This window comes from Actinomyces oris (genome assembly GCF_001553935.1).
Taxonomy (GTDB): Bacteria; Actinomycetota; Actinomycetes; order Actinomycetales; family Actinomycetaceae; genus Actinomyces; species Actinomyces oris_A.
The window spans coordinates 158,169-172,436 of record NZ_CP014232.1; the positions used below are offsets into that span (position 1 = coordinate 158,169).

At 66.6% G+C, this 14,268-nt stretch carries 11 protein-coding genes, 2 tRNA genes and 1 pseudogene; 8 read left to right on the plus strand and 6 right to left on the minus strand.

Going from position 1 to position 14,268, the window contains the following annotated elements; genetic code table 11:
- Positions 1-85 precede the first annotated feature (85 nt).
- Positions 86-646 (plus strand): hypothetical protein, encoded by a 561-nt coding sequence (locus AXE84_RS00715; RefSeq protein WP_060956503.1) that lies wholly within the window; start codon positions 86-88, stop codon positions 644-646.
- On the opposite strand, the gene AXE84_RS00720 is transcribed toward AXE84_RS00715, so the two are convergent.
- From AXE84_RS00720 to AXE84_RS00735, 4 genes are all read right to left on the minus strand, one after another.
- Positions 639-1,361, minus strand: a complete 723-nt coding sequence (locus AXE84_RS00720; protein WP_010614823.1) for a single-stranded DNA-binding protein — start codon at positions 1,359-1,361, stop codon at positions 639-641. The genes AXE84_RS00715 and AXE84_RS00720 overlap by 8 nt on opposite strands.
- Before the next feature lie 168 nt (positions 1,362-1,529).
- On the minus strand, positions 1,530-3,032 hold the full coding sequence (locus AXE84_RS00725) for a GTPase (RefSeq protein ID WP_010614822.1): 1,503 nt from the start codon (positions 3,030-3,032) through the stop codon (positions 1,530-1,532).
- Positions 3,029-4,630, minus strand: coding sequence for a GTPase domain-containing protein (locus AXE84_RS00730; RefSeq protein WP_010614821.1), 1,602 nt, complete (start codon positions 4,628-4,630; stop codon positions 3,029-3,031). The genes AXE84_RS00725 and AXE84_RS00730 overlap by 4 nt, the downstream gene beginning before the upstream one ends.
- 308 nt (positions 4,631-4,938) lie before the next feature.
- A tRNA-Arg gene (locus AXE84_RS00735) sits at positions 4,939-5,011 on the minus strand.
- Positions 5,012-5,496: 485 nt separating this feature from the next.
- Between AXE84_RS00735 and AXE84_RS12745 the strand changes: the two genes are divergently transcribed.
- The 4 genes and pseudogenes from AXE84_RS12745 to AXE84_RS13085 all read left to right on the plus strand — a co-directional run.
- Positions 5,497-5,664, plus strand: coding sequence for a hypothetical protein (locus tag AXE84_RS12745; RefSeq protein ID WP_010614820.1), 168 nt, complete (start codon positions 5,497-5,499; stop codon positions 5,662-5,664).
- The gene (locus tag AXE84_RS00740; RefSeq protein WP_010614819.1) at positions 5,657-7,282 is read left to right on the plus strand and encodes an Eco57I restriction-modification methylase domain-containing protein; all 1,626 of its coding nucleotides are present in this window, start codon (positions 5,657-5,659) and stop codon (positions 7,280-7,282) included. Before AXE84_RS12745 ends, AXE84_RS00740 begins: the two co-directional genes overlap by 8 nt.
- Positions 7,245-7,580: a hypothetical protein gene (locus AXE84_RS00745; protein WP_010614818.1), complete on the plus strand. Its 336-nt coding sequence runs from the start codon at positions 7,245-7,247 to the stop codon at positions 7,578-7,580. Before AXE84_RS00740 ends, AXE84_RS00745 begins: the two co-directional genes overlap by 38 nt.
- Before the next feature lie 471 nt (positions 7,581-8,051).
- Positions 8,052-8,174 (plus strand): annotated as a pseudogene (locus AXE84_RS13085) (FHA domain-containing protein); the annotation flags it as partial.
- Between the two features lie 35 nt (positions 8,175-8,209).
- On the opposite strand, the gene AXE84_RS13090 reads toward AXE84_RS13085, so the two are convergent.
- Entirely contained in the window at positions 8,210-8,467 is a 258-nt protein-coding gene (locus tag AXE84_RS13090; RefSeq protein WP_152631034.1) for a hypothetical protein, read from the minus strand.
- A 9-nt stretch (positions 8,468-8,476) separates the two neighbouring features.
- On the opposite strand from AXE84_RS13090, the gene AXE84_RS00755 reads away from it, so the two are divergent.
- On the plus strand, positions 8,477-10,651 hold the full coding sequence (locus tag AXE84_RS00755; protein WP_420480488.1) for an ATP-binding cassette domain-containing protein: 2,175 nt from the start codon (positions 8,477-8,479) through the stop codon (positions 10,649-10,651).
- 86 nt (positions 10,652-10,737) lie between these two features.
- Here the strand turns inward: AXE84_RS00755 and AXE84_RS00760 are convergent, their stop codons facing one another.
- Positions 10,738-13,254 carry a serine/threonine-protein kinase gene (locus AXE84_RS00760; protein ID WP_010614816.1) on the minus strand — a complete coding sequence of 839 codons (2,517 nt, stop codon included), beginning with the start codon at positions 13,252-13,254 and terminating at the stop codon, positions 10,738-10,740.
- Between the two features lie 181 nt (positions 13,255-13,435).
- Between AXE84_RS00760 and orn the strand changes: the two genes are divergently transcribed.
- Positions 13,436-14,047, plus strand: a complete 612-nt coding sequence (gene orn, locus AXE84_RS00765) for an oligoribonuclease (protein ID WP_060958092.1) — start codon at positions 13,436-13,438, stop codon at positions 14,045-14,047.
- Positions 14,048-14,165: 118 nt separating this feature from the next.
- Positions 14,166-14,241 (plus strand) — tRNA-His (locus tag AXE84_RS00770).
- Positions 14,242-14,268 lie beyond the last annotated feature (27 nt).

Below are 14,268 nucleotides of genomic sequence, written 5' to 3' on the forward strand. Positions count from 1 at the left end.
AGTCGGCGTGATCCTCCTGTGATCCCAGACCTCGACAGCCCCAAGCTCCACCCAATGACCGGCAACGCACCCTAGGCTTGGCAGCATGAGTGAGACCTCCCTATCGCCCGCGCTGACACGCGCCTTCGAGGATCGCGTCGACCTGGGTTCCTGGGCGGGCTTCACCTCGTCGCTGGCCCGGTTCCTCGACGAGGTGTGCAGGCCGCCCGCGCAGCGGGGAGAATCCGTCGAGGCCGCCATTGACCCCTCCGGCGGTACCCTGCTGCTGACCGCCCCGCTCCCCATGGTCAAGCCCGAGGAGCTGGCCCCCCAGGGGCGCTGGTCGCAGCTATTGACACGACTGTCCCTGATCACTCCACCCGTTCCTTCCCCAGACCTGCCAGGCGTGGTCCTCGTCGGCCGCTCCGACGGCATCGAGGTCTCACTGCCCGAGCTCGATGCGCAGGGACGGGTGCTGCTGGGCCCCACCGAGCGCAGAATCCTAGGGGCGATCGGCTGGCAGGAGAGCCATCATGTCTTCGCCAGGCTGCTGTCCGACGCAGACGAGACCTCCGACCTGGTGACTCGCATCCTCATCGAGGTGCTCGAGGTCGCCCATCCCGCAGACCTCGACTACCTCCTGCGCGCACACTCCGACATCAGCTGACCCCCACGGCCTGCTCGACGAGATCATCGGCGAGCTCATAGACGGGCCACGGCTCCCCGGTCTGATCCTCACTGCGCGCACAGGCCGGATCGATGACGAAGGACTCAGGGCTCTGCGCGTGCGTCGCGCTGGACTGACCAAGCCCAGTGGGCTCAGTGGACTCGGTGGACTCACTGAGCTCGGTGGACTCTGCGGACTCTCGGGGGTCTCCAGGCCCCGGGGCCGGTGAAGCCGAGGCGCCTGAGGCCACCGCCTCAACCTCCCAGTGATCCGACGGGACGCGATCCTCGCCACCGGGCTCGAGCTCGGCATCACCGGTTCCCGCCCCGGAGGAGGCCGACGGCGCCGACTCCGCGGCTCTGACGCGCGCGAAGCGGGACTCCCCTCTGGTCAGGTCGTGACCGGCGGCCTGAAGCGTGATGACGTTGGTCTCGTGCTTCCTGCCGTTGCTCTCCCAGGACTCCTGGGAGAAGCGTCCGGTGAGCAGGACTGCGTCCCCTTTGCGCAGGGAGTGGCTCAGATTGGCGGCGAGCTGGCCCCACGCCTTGGCGGTGAACCAGATCGTCTCGGCGTTGTTCCAGCCCTGCTCAGTGCGGTAGGTCGGAGTGACGGCGACACGGAAACGGCAGTAGGGACGGGCATTATCCCCGACGCGGGACAGGACCGGATTGGTTCCGACGACGCCCTGAACGGTGAGGTCGAGCTGACGAGTCATGAGGGGGCTCCTTGGTTGTGGACGGGCGACCCTCTGCCGCCCCTGCACCACAACGGTGCTCGGCCCACCCCTCAGGTGCCCAGCCGGACCCGGGCTCACTCCCCACCTCAGCCTCCCTGAAGGACAGGTTGTGGGCTGTGGCCACACGGTGGCCTTGCACAGACGGGATTAGAGCCCCAGAGCCGATTGCAGCACCCGGTGCTTGTCCAGAACCTTGGCGGCCGGCCGGCTCAGTCCTCGCTCAACCACGGACTCCAGGCGGTCACGCACCCGTTGCCCATAGCGCTGCGCCTCGCGGCGCGCTCTACTGCGCCGGCGCACCGTGGCGATCAGGAGCGCCAGGAGTCCGACGGCGATGAGGCAGACCGGGGCGATCTCGATGCTGCGGTGCAGGACCTCGAGCCCCTCTCGCACCACGGAGGCGGTCAGCCACGACACCCCGCCGAGCACCATGAGCAGGCCTCCCCACCACAGCAGGTCGATCAGCGGCTGGCGGTGCCCCGGCAGCGCCACGGAACCCACCGCCTCGGCGGTCTGCCCCGCCAAGGTCTCCGGGGAGGCGACGGAGGCCTCCAGACTCCGAGCCCACGTGGGCGGCAGCCCCTGCGAGGTGCGGTGGACCCAGGTGGAGTGGGCCGAGGACACTGCCGTGCGCGAGGGCGGTTCGGGACGGGCCAGGGCCCTGGGCAGCACCCTGGACAGCCCGGCCCTCACCGAGTCCTCCACCGCCTGGGCGCCGGAAGCCTGCAGCAGCACCTTAGTGGTCTCCTCGGTGAGCTCGGCATCGAGCTCCACCTTGTCGCGGGCCACCGTGGGACGCAGACGACGGGTGATCGCGTCGAGCTCGGCCGAGGCCGTGCGTGCCGCGTTGGACTCCCGTGCGACGCGCTGGCGCAGCATGCTGCGCACGACGTCAAGGTTGTCGCCGCGCACGGCCGAGACCGGGAGCACCTGAACCTGGCTGAGCCCGTCGTCCTTGAGAAGAGACCCGACGTCGTCGAGCAGACTCGCCAAGCCGCTCTCCGGGAGGGTATCCACCTGGTTGACCAGGACGAGCATGTCCTCCTGACGAGCACCCAGTCCGCGCAGGTAGCCGTCGTGCAGAGCCGCGTCGGCATACTTCTGAGGATCGACCACCCACACGAGGATGTCCGCCAGCGGAACGAGGCGATCCACCTGTAGGGAATGCTCCGTCGTCACCGAGTCGTAGTCGGGAACGTCGAGCAGGACCAGACCGGACATGGAGCCCTGGTCCTCGCCGTCAAGGATCGAGTCCCTCCGGATACGCCGTTCCGAGGAGACCCCGAGGAAGTCCAGGAGCGGGCCGGCGTCGTCACCCCAGGAACACGCGGCGGCCCGTGACGTCGTGGGGCGACGCGCGCCGACATCTGCGAAGTTCAGCTGGGTCAAGGCGTTGAACAGCGACGACTTGCCCGAGCCGGTGCCCCCGAAGAGCGCTACGACGGTGTGATCCACTCCCAGCGCCAGACGCTGGGCCACGGCATCGAGCGCCTTGTGGGCAGGAATCGACAGGGAGGCCGGAACCTCTGTAGGGCACAGGCGCAGGGCTTCTCGAACCGCGTTCAGCCGGGCATCGAGGTGCGCGGCGTCGAGCACCTCGAAACCTCTCTGGGCAGAGGAGGTGGAGGGGACGTTGTCGGGATGGCTCATGCTGTGGCTCCGGGACGGGTGAAGGGCTTGAGCTCGCCCGAGCGCAGACGCAGCGCAGCGGCGAACCCAGGGGCGGGGGCGAGCGAGGTGGCCGCCCCCTTGGGGACTGTGGCAGTCAGCGCCTCGGTGACCGCTTCCACCAGAAGGGCACCGGCCTGAGCGGTCTGCTCCTCCAGTCCCAGGCGTCTGGCGGCCGACACGGCCCCGTCGACACCGGCTGCAGCGGAGATGAGAAGGTCGATGACACTGCCAGGGCTCAGTCTACGGATATCCTGCGGACTCTCGATATTGGCCTCCAGGTAGCCGACCCAGGCCTCAATGGTCGCGACCGCGTCGTCACCCTGCCCCAGAATCTTGTGCGCGCGCTCCTCGGCCCCCACCTCGGCCCAGGCCCTGCGAGCCTCGGCACTCAAGGCAACGATGGCTGCCTGAAGCTGGTTGGCCAGGGCCTGGCGGGCATCGTTGGCCAACTGGGAGAGCCCCTCGGCGCGAGCCTTGTCCGCCCGTCCCAGGAATCCCCTGCGCAACTTGCCCCCCTGGGCCAGCGAGGCGAGCGGACCTCCGGAGGAGGCCAGAGTGATCCATCTGGTGGCGGTGGCGCCCTGGCCCGCTGAACCAGCCCTGATGTCGGCGCTCAACGCCTCAATGGCGGTCTGCCTCAGCTCCTGGCAGGTTCTCTCCAGCTCCTCGGCCACCGCGTTCTGGGCGTCGACGTCGTCGGCCAGGCGCTCCAGGTCGGCGCGCAGAGTGCTCCACACCCCTCTGCCGGTACGACGCACGAGACCGGCTGCGCGGTGACGCCCAGCCAGGAGCTGCAGCCAGTCGCGCAGCTCGCTGACGCCGTCACCCGATAGGAGCCCCTCGTGCGGCCCGGCGTCCGGCACGACGAAGAAGGGCGCCTCCGACAGTCCCAGCCCCTGCAGGCGGGTGATGAGATCCCGACGCACCTCGGGCAGAATTCTCGCCGGCACCCGGTTGAGAACCACACCGATGGGAGTCTCACGGCGCGCGGCCTCCTCCAGCGTCGTCCACGGCGTCTGATCGCCGTAACGCGCCGCGGTGGTGACGAACAGCCACAGGTCGGCCGCCTCCAGCAGCCTTCCAGCCAGAGCCCGGTTGGCCTCATGCACGGAGTCCAGGTCCGAGGCATCGATCAGGGCCAGGCCAGCCGGAATGGCAGCGGAGACCTCCTGCCGACACACCTGGGTCAGAGGGTGCTCGGACAGTGAGTCCACGTCCTCCGGATTGGCCACCAGAACCGGGGTTCGTGTGGTGGGCCTGAGCACTCCGGCAACGGAGACCTCCTGGCCGAGCACGGAGTTGACGAGCGTGGACTTCCCCGCACCCGTGGACCCCCCGATCACCACGATGGACGGGATATCGGCATCCTGCAGGCGGGGAACAACCTGGTCACGGACCTGTCCGATGAGACCGTCGCGCAATGTGCGCGCAGCCTCGACGCCGTCGGCACTCAGGGCCAGGTCGAGGCGCTCGAGGTCCCGGACCAGGTCGGACAGGACATCGAGGAGCTGAGCGCGACTCAGGGAGGAGACGGGCGCGTCATCCTGAGAGTGGCGCGAGGGGACAGGAGCGGGCATGTGCCAACACTATGAGCACAGGGCAGCAGAGTCGACGATTGATCTCGACAGTTCACACCACATGTGTCGCAAGCTCAGTGAGAATCTCCTGTCATCCCGCTGTGACCACTGCGAGCGCGCGCCGAGCACCTCGGGAGGCGACCAGTCATCCTCTCAGGCGAGCCAGAAACACAGCCGCCGGCCACGTCCTCCAAAGCGGGACATCAACGGGGCGAGGGGTGCAACACCATCGTCACGACCCCGGCGAGCCTGCAGCCCGAACGGTCGATAGTCCGCGGAATATCAACCTTCTCAACCTCGACTGTCAGTGCCCCCGGCCGGACTCGAACCGGCAACCTGCGGATTAGAAGGCCGATGCTCTATCCATTGAGCTACGGAGGCGTGCGCGAAGCGCCTCACCAGCCTACGCCATCACCATGACGACCCTGTAGCCGACGGGAGCACCGTCCCGCCGTCGTCGTCAGCACCAGGAGATGATCTCGAGCCGATCACGCTGATATGACGAGCACACATCGATCCGAACGATCGAACGGTTCTGTGTCGCCACAACAGGCGCACCCAGGACCGCTGGCCGCCCAACCCGCAATACAACCGTGATGGCACTGCAACAACCCTGCAACCGGCTTGATCGACACATGTGTCACGGGTGGATCACATCGCGTGGTGGCAGTTCCTCCCAGGCACACTCTGGCCAACACCGCTGCGCAGAGCGCATTCCACGCTGGGAACGATGATGACCGCCGGACAGGAAGCACCCCACAGGAGCACCTCATGGTAAAGTCGACGTAATACGGTCGACAGTGAGGCAGCACAGGGAGCCGCTGTTGGGCAGGAAACGCAGACCACACAACGAACTCAAGTTCGCCATGCGCGACTTTCTTGCGAAACGTGGGACACCCGCATCCATCAAGGAGATCCGGGAGGGTGTCGAGCCCGTCGTCGGCGTGTGCCCCGACTCCTCCCACCGCAGCGCGCTTCAGGATGAGCGCGTCTTCATCCGAGTCTCCCGAGGGGTGTTCACCCTCAATGTATGACGTCACCCTCGACCAGATCGCCGCGACCTGCCTCGCGCTCAGCGTCGATCGCCACTGCCTGTCATCCGCAGAGCTGGCCGTGCTTCCCACTCAGCCCGTCGAGTCTCTCGACCTTTCGCAGATACGCAGACTCATCCTCGACGGCGAGGATCCTCTTGGCCAGGCATTCTGCGCTGCGCGCACCGCCGAGGAGCGTCGACCACGCGGGCAGACATTCACTCCCGCCCCCATTGTTCGTTCCATGTTGGAGTGGACGAAAGGACGCGTGACCCCGGCCCGCGTGGTTGATCCCGGCTGCGGTTCCGGTCGATACATTCTGGCTGCCCTACGCGCCTTCCCACACGCGGTCGGGCTCGCATCCGACCTTGACCCTTACGCCACCCTCATGACTCGCGCCAACGCTCGTGTCCTGGGGCTCGAATCGCGTCTCAAGGTCATCGTCGGCGACTATCGTGCGCTCAGACTGCCCAAGATCGAGGGGGTCACGCTCTTCCTTGGGAACCCACCGTATGTCCGACACCATAACATTAATGCTCGTTGGAAGACCTGGCTCGGTGCGACGGCCTCACAGATGATGGGCATGAAGGCGAGCAAGCTCTCCGGTCTGCACGCCCACTTCTTCCTGGCGACCGCACTCTACGCTCAGGCCGGAGACATCGGCTCCTTCATCACCAGCTCAGAGTGGCTCGACGTCAACTACGGCCAGCTCATTCGCGAGCTCCTCATCGGCCCTCTCTCCGTGTCGAGCCTCCACATCCTGAGCCCGACGAGTCTGCCGTTCGGTGACGCCACCGTCACCGGTGCCATTACCTGCTTCGAGGTCGGCGCAAACGCCCCTGAGGTGCAGATCCAGACCGTCGATAGTGTTGACGCGCTCGGTGATCTCTCCACCGGATTCCCCGTCTCGCGTCAGCGCCTCGCCGAGACATCCCGCTGGTCAGTCATCACCCGAGTGACTCCGAGGCTCCCCGACGGTTACGTTGAGCTTGGAGAGCTCGCACGCGTCCACCGAGGCACCGTCACAGGAGCGAACAAGATATGGGTCACTCCTCGCGACGCCGTTGACCTTCCTGACGATCTTCTCTTCCCGGCGATCACCCGCGCACGCGAGCTCTTCGCCGCGGGAGAGCGCTTGTCAACCTCCGATGGCCTCAAGGCAGTCATCGGCCTTCCTACCGATCTGGACATCCTCGACGAACCCGACAGGAAGAGAGTCGATCGCTTCTTGCGCAAAGCGAAGCGGCTCGGTGTCGCCAACGGCTACGTGGCTCGCAATCGACGCGCATGGTGGAGCATCGGCCTGTCCTCTCCGGCACCCATCCTGACGACCTACATGGCGCGGCGGCCTCCCGCGTTCGTGAGGAACGCGGTCGATGCCCGTCACATCAACATCGCTCACGGAATCTACCCGAGGGAAACCATGAGCGACTCGGATCTCGACGCCCTCGCCGCGTACCTGCGTGTCAACGTGTCGACGACTAGCGGTCGCACCTATGCTGGGGGTTTGACAAAGTTCGAGCCACGAGAAATGGAGCGTTTGGTGGTTCCAGACCTCCCATTGCTCCGCGACAAGGGCCGTCATGACTCACGTAGCGCCGCCGAGATGGTCGGAGTCTGAGTTCGCCGCGCAGATCGCACGAGCAACCGAGATCTTCAAGAACAAGCGCATTGACGAGCCGCTCGAGCTCTATTCCGATCTTTTCGACAAGTATCGGGATTCCGTAGAGAATCTCCTCGAAGAAAGCGTCGATCTCCAGGAGCTCGCCACCGTCGTTCGGGAGTACATCACCGATCCGGACAAGCGCTACGCCCTCCGCTACCTCGCCTCACCCCCCGTCTCCGACGACGATCTCCACCATAAGCCTGATCGCAACGAGCCGTCAGCAGACCTATCGGCGGAATATGCAGAAGGCTGATCAGGAACGTCACAGTTCACAACCTCGTCGATGCACAGAATAACGGACTGACGATCTTCTGGGCACATGACCTCGATCGAATGCTGGAGTTCGTCAACAACGCCCGCTGAGGCCTCACGGCACACACGCTGCCCTGGGAAATGAGGGGGTGGGTGCGGAGCACTCCGCACATGGTGGATTCCGATGGAAGGGTCTGCCCGCCGGTAGGCCCAGCGCCTCTGCGCCGGAGACAGCCAGGTCGGCGGCGCGCCCCCGTACCGCCGTAGGAGCCCACCCCTGTCCGTATGTATCCAACCTCACGGCGGGGAGTCCTCACTCTTAGCGACGACGCCGAAACACCAGTATCGTGACTGGGAGCCCCCATCCCGCCCCCTTCGGAAGGACCGCGCCTTGCCCACTCCCGCACTCATCGTGCGCTCCCTTTCTGCCCAGGCATCTCTGGAGCCTCACACCTTTACTGCTCCTTTCACCGTGGGGCGATCACCGGACAGCGACGTTCAGATCGTCCACCCCTTGGTCTCCCGCACCCATCTCCAGGTGACCCCCACCCCGACGGGATGGGCAGTGAGGTGCCAGGGGCGTAACGGCATGCTCGTCAACGGGACCGTGACGCGCGAGGCACTCGTGACTCAAGGCACTCGCATCCAGCTGGGCGACGCCTCCGGGCCGGCGCTGGGGCTCACTCCGATCGTCTCCGGCAGCGCGGCCCAGACCGGCGCCCCCATCCAGTCCCAGCCGATGGGACAGCCCGCTCCGTCTGCGTCAAGCGCCCCCTTCATCCCGTCACAGCCGAGTGCGGCCTCCGCGCCCCAAGCCGCTCCCCTCCAGCGTCCAGTCAGCCCGGCCCCGGCCCTCTCGGCGCAGTCCGCGCCCGTGCCCCAGGCCATGGCATCGGCATCCTCAGCTGCCACCTACGTGGCCCCCCGGGCCGCCCGGCGCCGCCCTCATCGAGCTCAGCGAGCTCGGGAGCCTTCCCCACCTCGAGGCACACGGTCACGTCCTTCCGCGTCACCTCCTCAGGCACCATCGGGCGCGCGCCCGATAACACCCTGGTCCTGGATGATCCGCTCATCTCCAAGCACCACGCCCGTATCGACGTCTCCTCCAGCGGAATGGTCGTCACCGACCTGGGATCCACCAACGGCCTGTATGTCGCCGGGCAGCGCGTGTCACAGGTCCAGGTCACCCAGCCCGTGCTCATCGGTCTGGGATCGACCTTCATCGCCCTGAGCCCGGATGGTCTGTGCGAGGTCCAGGTCGCGGGCGGAGCCGGCGGAGAACTGGTGGGCAAGGACCTGACCTTCCGCGTCAACAACGGCAGCATGACGCTGCTCGACGGCATCTCCTTCTCCCTGCCTGGCAACGAGCTGCTGGCCGTCGTCGGCCCGTCGGGAGCAGGGAAGTCGACGCTGCTCAAGGCCCTCACCGGTGAGCAGAAGGCCCAGGAGGGCCAGGTTCTCTTCAACGGGCTGGACGTGTACGAGCACTACCCGGTCATGCGCAACAAGATCGGCGTGGTCCCCCAGAGCGACGTCATTCACTCGGCCCTCACTGTCCGCAAGACCCTTGAGTACGCCGCTGAGCTGCGTTTCGCCAAGGACGTGTCCAAGGCCGAGCGGCGCCGGCGCATCGCCGAGGTACTGGAGGATCTTGACCTGACCGCGCATGTGGACAAGCGGGTCAAGAAGCTCTCCGGAGGACAGCGCAAGCGGGTCTCCACCGCCATCGAGCTGCTAACACGCCCCAGCCTCCTGTTCCTCGACGAGCCCACCTCCGGCCTGGACCCCCAGCTGGACCGAGACGTCATGGACCTGTTGGCGTCCCTGGCTCACGGCACCCGTCCTGGTGACACCGGCCGCACGGTCGTCGTCGTCACCCACAATGAGAACCACATTGACCGTGCGGACAAAGTCCTCATCCTGGCGGCGGGCGGCAAGCCGGTCTACTACGGCTCCCCCCGAGAGGTGCTCCCCTACTTCCGCCAGAGGCTCAACGAGATCGCCTCTCAGGGCCGCCTGCTGCTCAACACGCCGAAAGGCACCCTGCCCGACCCGCCCGCCGTGGACGGCTACGCCGATGTCTACGCCCTCATCCGTAACCACACCGCGGAGCTGCGTCAGTACATGGAGGCCACGGTGCCCTCGACGCGCCGCGGAGGGGCTCCCGCAGCGGCTGCGGGACCGGCGACGCAGGAGAAGCCACCCAAGCAGCAGTCCGTGCTCAGGCAGGTCTCGACCCTCGTACGGCGCCAGCTGAGGATCGTGGCGGCGGACCCGTCCTACCTCGCCTTCATGCTGTTGCTGCCCATCATCATGGGACTGCTAACCAAGGCGATCGAGGGCAGCGACGGCTTCGCGGTCCCCCACTACCCGGAGCCCACTGCCCCGACGCCGGAGAACCCCACTCCCCCGATCATCAAGTACTCCAGCCAGGCACTGCAGCTGTTGGTCATTCTCATCACCGGGGCGGCGTTCTCCGGGATGTCGGCGACCATCCGTGACCTCATCGGGGAGCGGGACGTCTTCCTGCGGGAGAAGGCCGTCGGTCTGAGATCCGGGGCCTACCTGTTCTCCAAGGCGACCATTCTGGCGCTCATCACCACTATCCAGACCGCGCTGATGATGGGCATCGCCCTGGCCCTCAACAAGGGTCCCTCAGATGCCGTCATCCTGGAGGGGTGGCCGGGTCTGGAGCTGGCCTTCTGCTGCTGGGCCGTCGCCTTCGTCTCCGGGCTCCTGGGGCTGGCGGTCTCCGCGATGGTCTCCTCCTCCGAGCAGGTCATGCCGGTCCTGGTGGTCTCCATCATGGCCCAGCTAGTCCTGTCCGGCGGCATCATTCCGATCGCGGGGCGGGCGGTCTTCGAGCAGCTCGCCTGGTTCATGCCATCGCGGTGGGGTTACGCGATGGCCTCCTCCACCCTGGAGATGCTCGCCATCCTGCCCAACCGCCACGACGCACTGTGGAAGCACGAGACCGCGCAGTGGCTGACGGACTACGGCCTACTCTCAGCCATCGGCCTGGCCTGCATGGTGATGTGCTATGTCGCCCTGGCCCGTCGCGGACGTCGCTGATTCCCTTCAGCCCCTCCTGAGTATGAGCGCCGGGGTGCCGACCACAGAGATGGTCCGCACCCCGGCGCCGCATATCGCAGGTGCTCCTACTTGCTGGTGATGCGGGAGATCACCAGGTCGAAGTTGAAAGAGGAGCCCTGTACCGCCAGGAGACGGGCGTCGCTCTGGCCCTCGGCGGGAACAACGGTGCCAGCATAGGCTCCGGGGGTCTTCCAGCCGACCTTGCCCGTCTCGGGTGACACGGCGACGACGAGGTTGCCCGGTTCACTGTCCCATATGCTCGGCCTTCCGACCTCGATCAGCACCTGCCCGTCACTGAGTAGCCCGATGGGTCTGATGTGGCAGCCCTCGCGCTGCGAGAACTCAGGCAGCGCGAGCTTCTTGCTGCCGACCTCGGCCGTGCAGGCGCTCGTATTGATAACGACGTTGACCGTGCTGTTGGGACCGATGACCGGGGTGGTCGAGGACGATGCCTTGGCCAAGGAGGAGTAGGCGTCTTTCAGTGAGGAGGCATCCAGTGGTGCTGACGCAGCCCACCAGTGCTTCTCCGAGAACTTGCCTGAGACGGTTGCCGCCTCGCTGCCGTTGGCCTTGTAGATCGTGGCGCCCGAGGACGTCACTCGGGAGAAGGCCTCCGGCCCGGACTCGATATTGAAACCGCCAGGGAATCGAGAGTCCTCATCGAAGTCCGAGCCCTGCTGCTTGCCGGGCTCGGAGACGAGGACCTCGCCGGTCTTGGCCGACAGCACCTGGAACTGTCGCGACTTGTTCTCGTAGGTGAGGATGAAACCGTTGTTGACCCGGCCTGCCTCGTACTGACCCGAAGCGGTCCATTTCTCCTTGCCGGATGCGTCGTAGGCCTTCATGGAGCCTCCGTCGGAGGACTCCCCCTCGTCGGACACGATGCCGAGGTCGGGTGTCGCACCGATGTAGAAGGATCCCTTGGAGAAAGGCGCCTTGGAGGTCTTGCCCGCAGCCCCGACCACCGTGGACTCATCACTGGACTTGGTGCAGAGCATCGAGCCACCGACCCAGGGGAGGGTCTTATCGCACTCACCGCTCCACACCGGCGTCGTCGTGCTCTTCGTGAGATCCACGAGGCGCGTCTTACTATCGTGATGGAAGGCCATCGTGGTCCCGTCTGCGGACAGGACGGGGTCGGAAACCGACGAGTAGCGCAGGTCCTCCCGGACACCGTTGCCAGCAGGCAGCTCCACCGCCCACCTTTTGCCGGTCTGCACTCCGGAGAAGAAGTACCACCAGGTCGCGCTCGCCCCCACCACCGCCAGGACCGTGACCACGGCGGCCACAGCCACCCACCGGCGCCGCCACCACCGCCGACGCGCTCCGGCCTGCGGACCACCCGTCGCAGCCTCCGGGTACTGCGGGCCCGGTTGACTGTAGAAGGCGGGCGCAGAGGGGTCGGAGACACCGGGGCCGGTCGGCATCGCCGGAACGGTGAAGCCCGCGGCCCCTGCCGTCCCCGGGCTGACAGGAGCCTGTCCGGGGCCGGGGACGTACTGCTGCCCGCTCACCAGGGTCGGCGCATCCGGGGCGAAGGGCATCGTGGCCGGGGTCGCCGAGGGAGTCGGCAGCGTCGCCGGCGGGGCCGCAGGAACTTCGGGAGCCGCAGGAGGCAGGGCCTCCCAGTCGTAGGGAACGAGCGAGACCGTTGATTGCGGGGGCGAGGCGAGCCGCGGTGCGGCCGGCAGACCGGCCAGAGTGGACTGCATGACGTCCAGACGCTGGGCGACGTCCTCAATCGAAGGACGCATGTCGGGCTGCTTGGAGATCATCGAGGCGATGAGCTCCCACAACGGGTCGGGCACCCCCTGGGGCCGGCCCGCGTCACGCCGGGCGTGCTGGCTGAGCAGCTGGGCGGGTTGCCCCACGAACGGCGTCGTCCCACACACCATCTCGTAGAGCATGATGCCCAGTGAGTAGATGTCGGCCGCCGAGGTCGGGGCCTGCAGCGACAGGATCTCCGGCGCCATGTACAGCGGTGTACCGATGGCTCCCGTGATGTGGGAGGCGGAGAAGGTGTCGCAGATGCGCGCCACCCCGAAGTCCGCGAGTCGGGGCACAACAGTCTCGGGCACCTCCCCTCCGGGCGCGACCCCGACGATAACCGTCTCAGCCGGGTCGCCGCCCCGGCTGGGGCGAGAGCTGAGCAGGACGTTGGCGGGCTTGATGTCCCGGTGGATCACGCCGGCCTGATGAACCGAGGACAGTCCCTGAGCGATACGCGCCCCCAGGGACGCCACCTGCGCAGGCGGTAGGCAGCCGTATGCCCTCAGCAGATCTCGCAGGTCACCACCGTTGACATAGTCCATGACGATCGCGAAAGTCGAACCCTCGATGACAACGTCACGAATGGCGACGACATAGGGACTGCGCACCCGCAGCAGAGTGGAGCGCTCCTTGATGAAGCGCTCCACGACGTCGGGATTCTCCACCAGGTCCGCCCGCAGCACCTTGAAGGCCAAGGTCTCGCGAGAGTCCGTACGCCGACCGCGCCAGACCTCTCCTTGGGCACCCGCACCGATCCGGGTCTCCATGATGTAGGAGCTTCCGAGGTGACGGGGGTCGGGGCTGTGGGACATCAGTGCTCCGTGTTGCTCAAGGGCGGTCAGACTTCATGGAGACCTTATCGCGATCTTCGCGCCACCGGACCGCTCCGCCAGCACATCGCCGCCAATAACGCCTCGAATCTCACCACCCCATGGGAGGGTCCCAGGCCTGAAGCTCGCCGAGATGACTACAGTGGCTCCCGTGAGCAAGCAGATGACTACCTCTGACCCGCTGGTGTGGATCGACTGTGAGATGACGGGCCTGGACCAGAGCGCCGACGCGCTCATCGAGGTCGCCGTCGTCGTCACCGACTATGAGCTCAAGCCCCTGGCTGAGGGAATCGATGTGCTCATCAAGCCCCCCGCCGCCGCGCTGGAGCAGATGGACGACTACGTGCGCACCATGCACACCTCCTCGGGCCTGCTGGCCGCGCTGGAGGACGGAGTGACCATGGAGACCGCCCGCACCACGGTCCTGGACTATGTGACCTCCCTGGTGCCCGAGCCGCGCACCGCCCAGCTCGCGGGCAACTCCGTGGGCACGGACAAGGCGTTCCTGGCCCGCGACATGCCCGATCTCATCAAGCACCTCCACTACCGGATCGTGGATGTCTCCTCCCTCAAGGAGCTGGCCAAGCGCTGGTACCCCAGGACCTTCTTCCACGCGCCGAAGAAGGCCGGCGGGCACCGCGCGCTGGCGGACATCCTGGAGTCCATCGACGAGCTGCGCTACTACCGCGAGGTGCTGTTCCCCAGCGGGGAGGGCCCCAGCTCCCAGGAGTGCAAGGACGTGGCCGAGCGGATCCTCAGCACACCCACCAGGTGAAGAGGGCGACGGCGCCCTCAGTGCAGCAGCGCAACGTGACGTAGTGCACCGAGTCCAGTTTGGTGTGCGGGGAGAGGAGCGGATACAGTACCGACTCGTTGCGGTGATACCGTACATGGTGGCTGTAGCTCAGTCGGCAGAGCGCCTGGTTGTGGTCCAGGAGGTCGCGGGTTCAAACCCCGTCAGCCACCCCACCGACAGCGGATCATCCCGCCCACCTC

Coding starts and splice junctions, on each gene's coding strand:
- AXE84_RS00740 (WP_010614819.1), top strand. CDS start 5,657: ATGTATGACGTCACCCTCGACCAGATCGCCGCGACCTGCCTCGCGCTC.
- AXE84_RS00725 (WP_010614822.1), bottom strand. CDS start 3,032: ATGAGCCATCCCGACAACGTCCCCTCCACCTCCTCTGCCCAGAGAGGT.
- AXE84_RS13090 (WP_152631034.1), bottom strand. CDS start 8,467: ATGGCCTGGGGCACGGGCGCGGACTGCGCCGAGAGGGCCGGGGCCGGG.
- AXE84_RS00760 (WP_010614816.1), bottom strand. CDS start 13,254: ATGTCCCACAGCCCCGACCCCCGTCACCTCGGAAGCTCCTACATCATG.
- orn (WP_060958092.1), top strand. CDS start 13,436: ATGACTACCTCTGACCCGCTGGTGTGGATCGACTGTGAGATGACGGGC.
- AXE84_RS00720 (WP_010614823.1), bottom strand. CDS start 1,361: ATGACTCGTCAGCTCGACCTCACCGTTCAGGGCGTCGTCGGAACCAAT.
- AXE84_RS00715 (WP_060956503.1), top strand. CDS start 86: ATGAGTGAGACCTCCCTATCGCCCGCGCTGACACGCGCCTTCGAGGAT.
- AXE84_RS00730 (WP_010614821.1), bottom strand. CDS start 4,630: ATGCCCGCTCCTGTCCCCTCGCGCCACTCTCAGGATGACGCGCCCGTC.
- AXE84_RS12745 (WP_010614820.1), top strand. CDS start 5,497: ATGCGCGACTTTCTTGCGAAACGTGGGACACCCGCATCCATCAAGGAG.
- AXE84_RS00745 (WP_010614818.1), top strand. CDS start 7,245: ATGACTCACGTAGCGCCGCCGAGATGGTCGGAGTCTGAGTTCGCCGCG.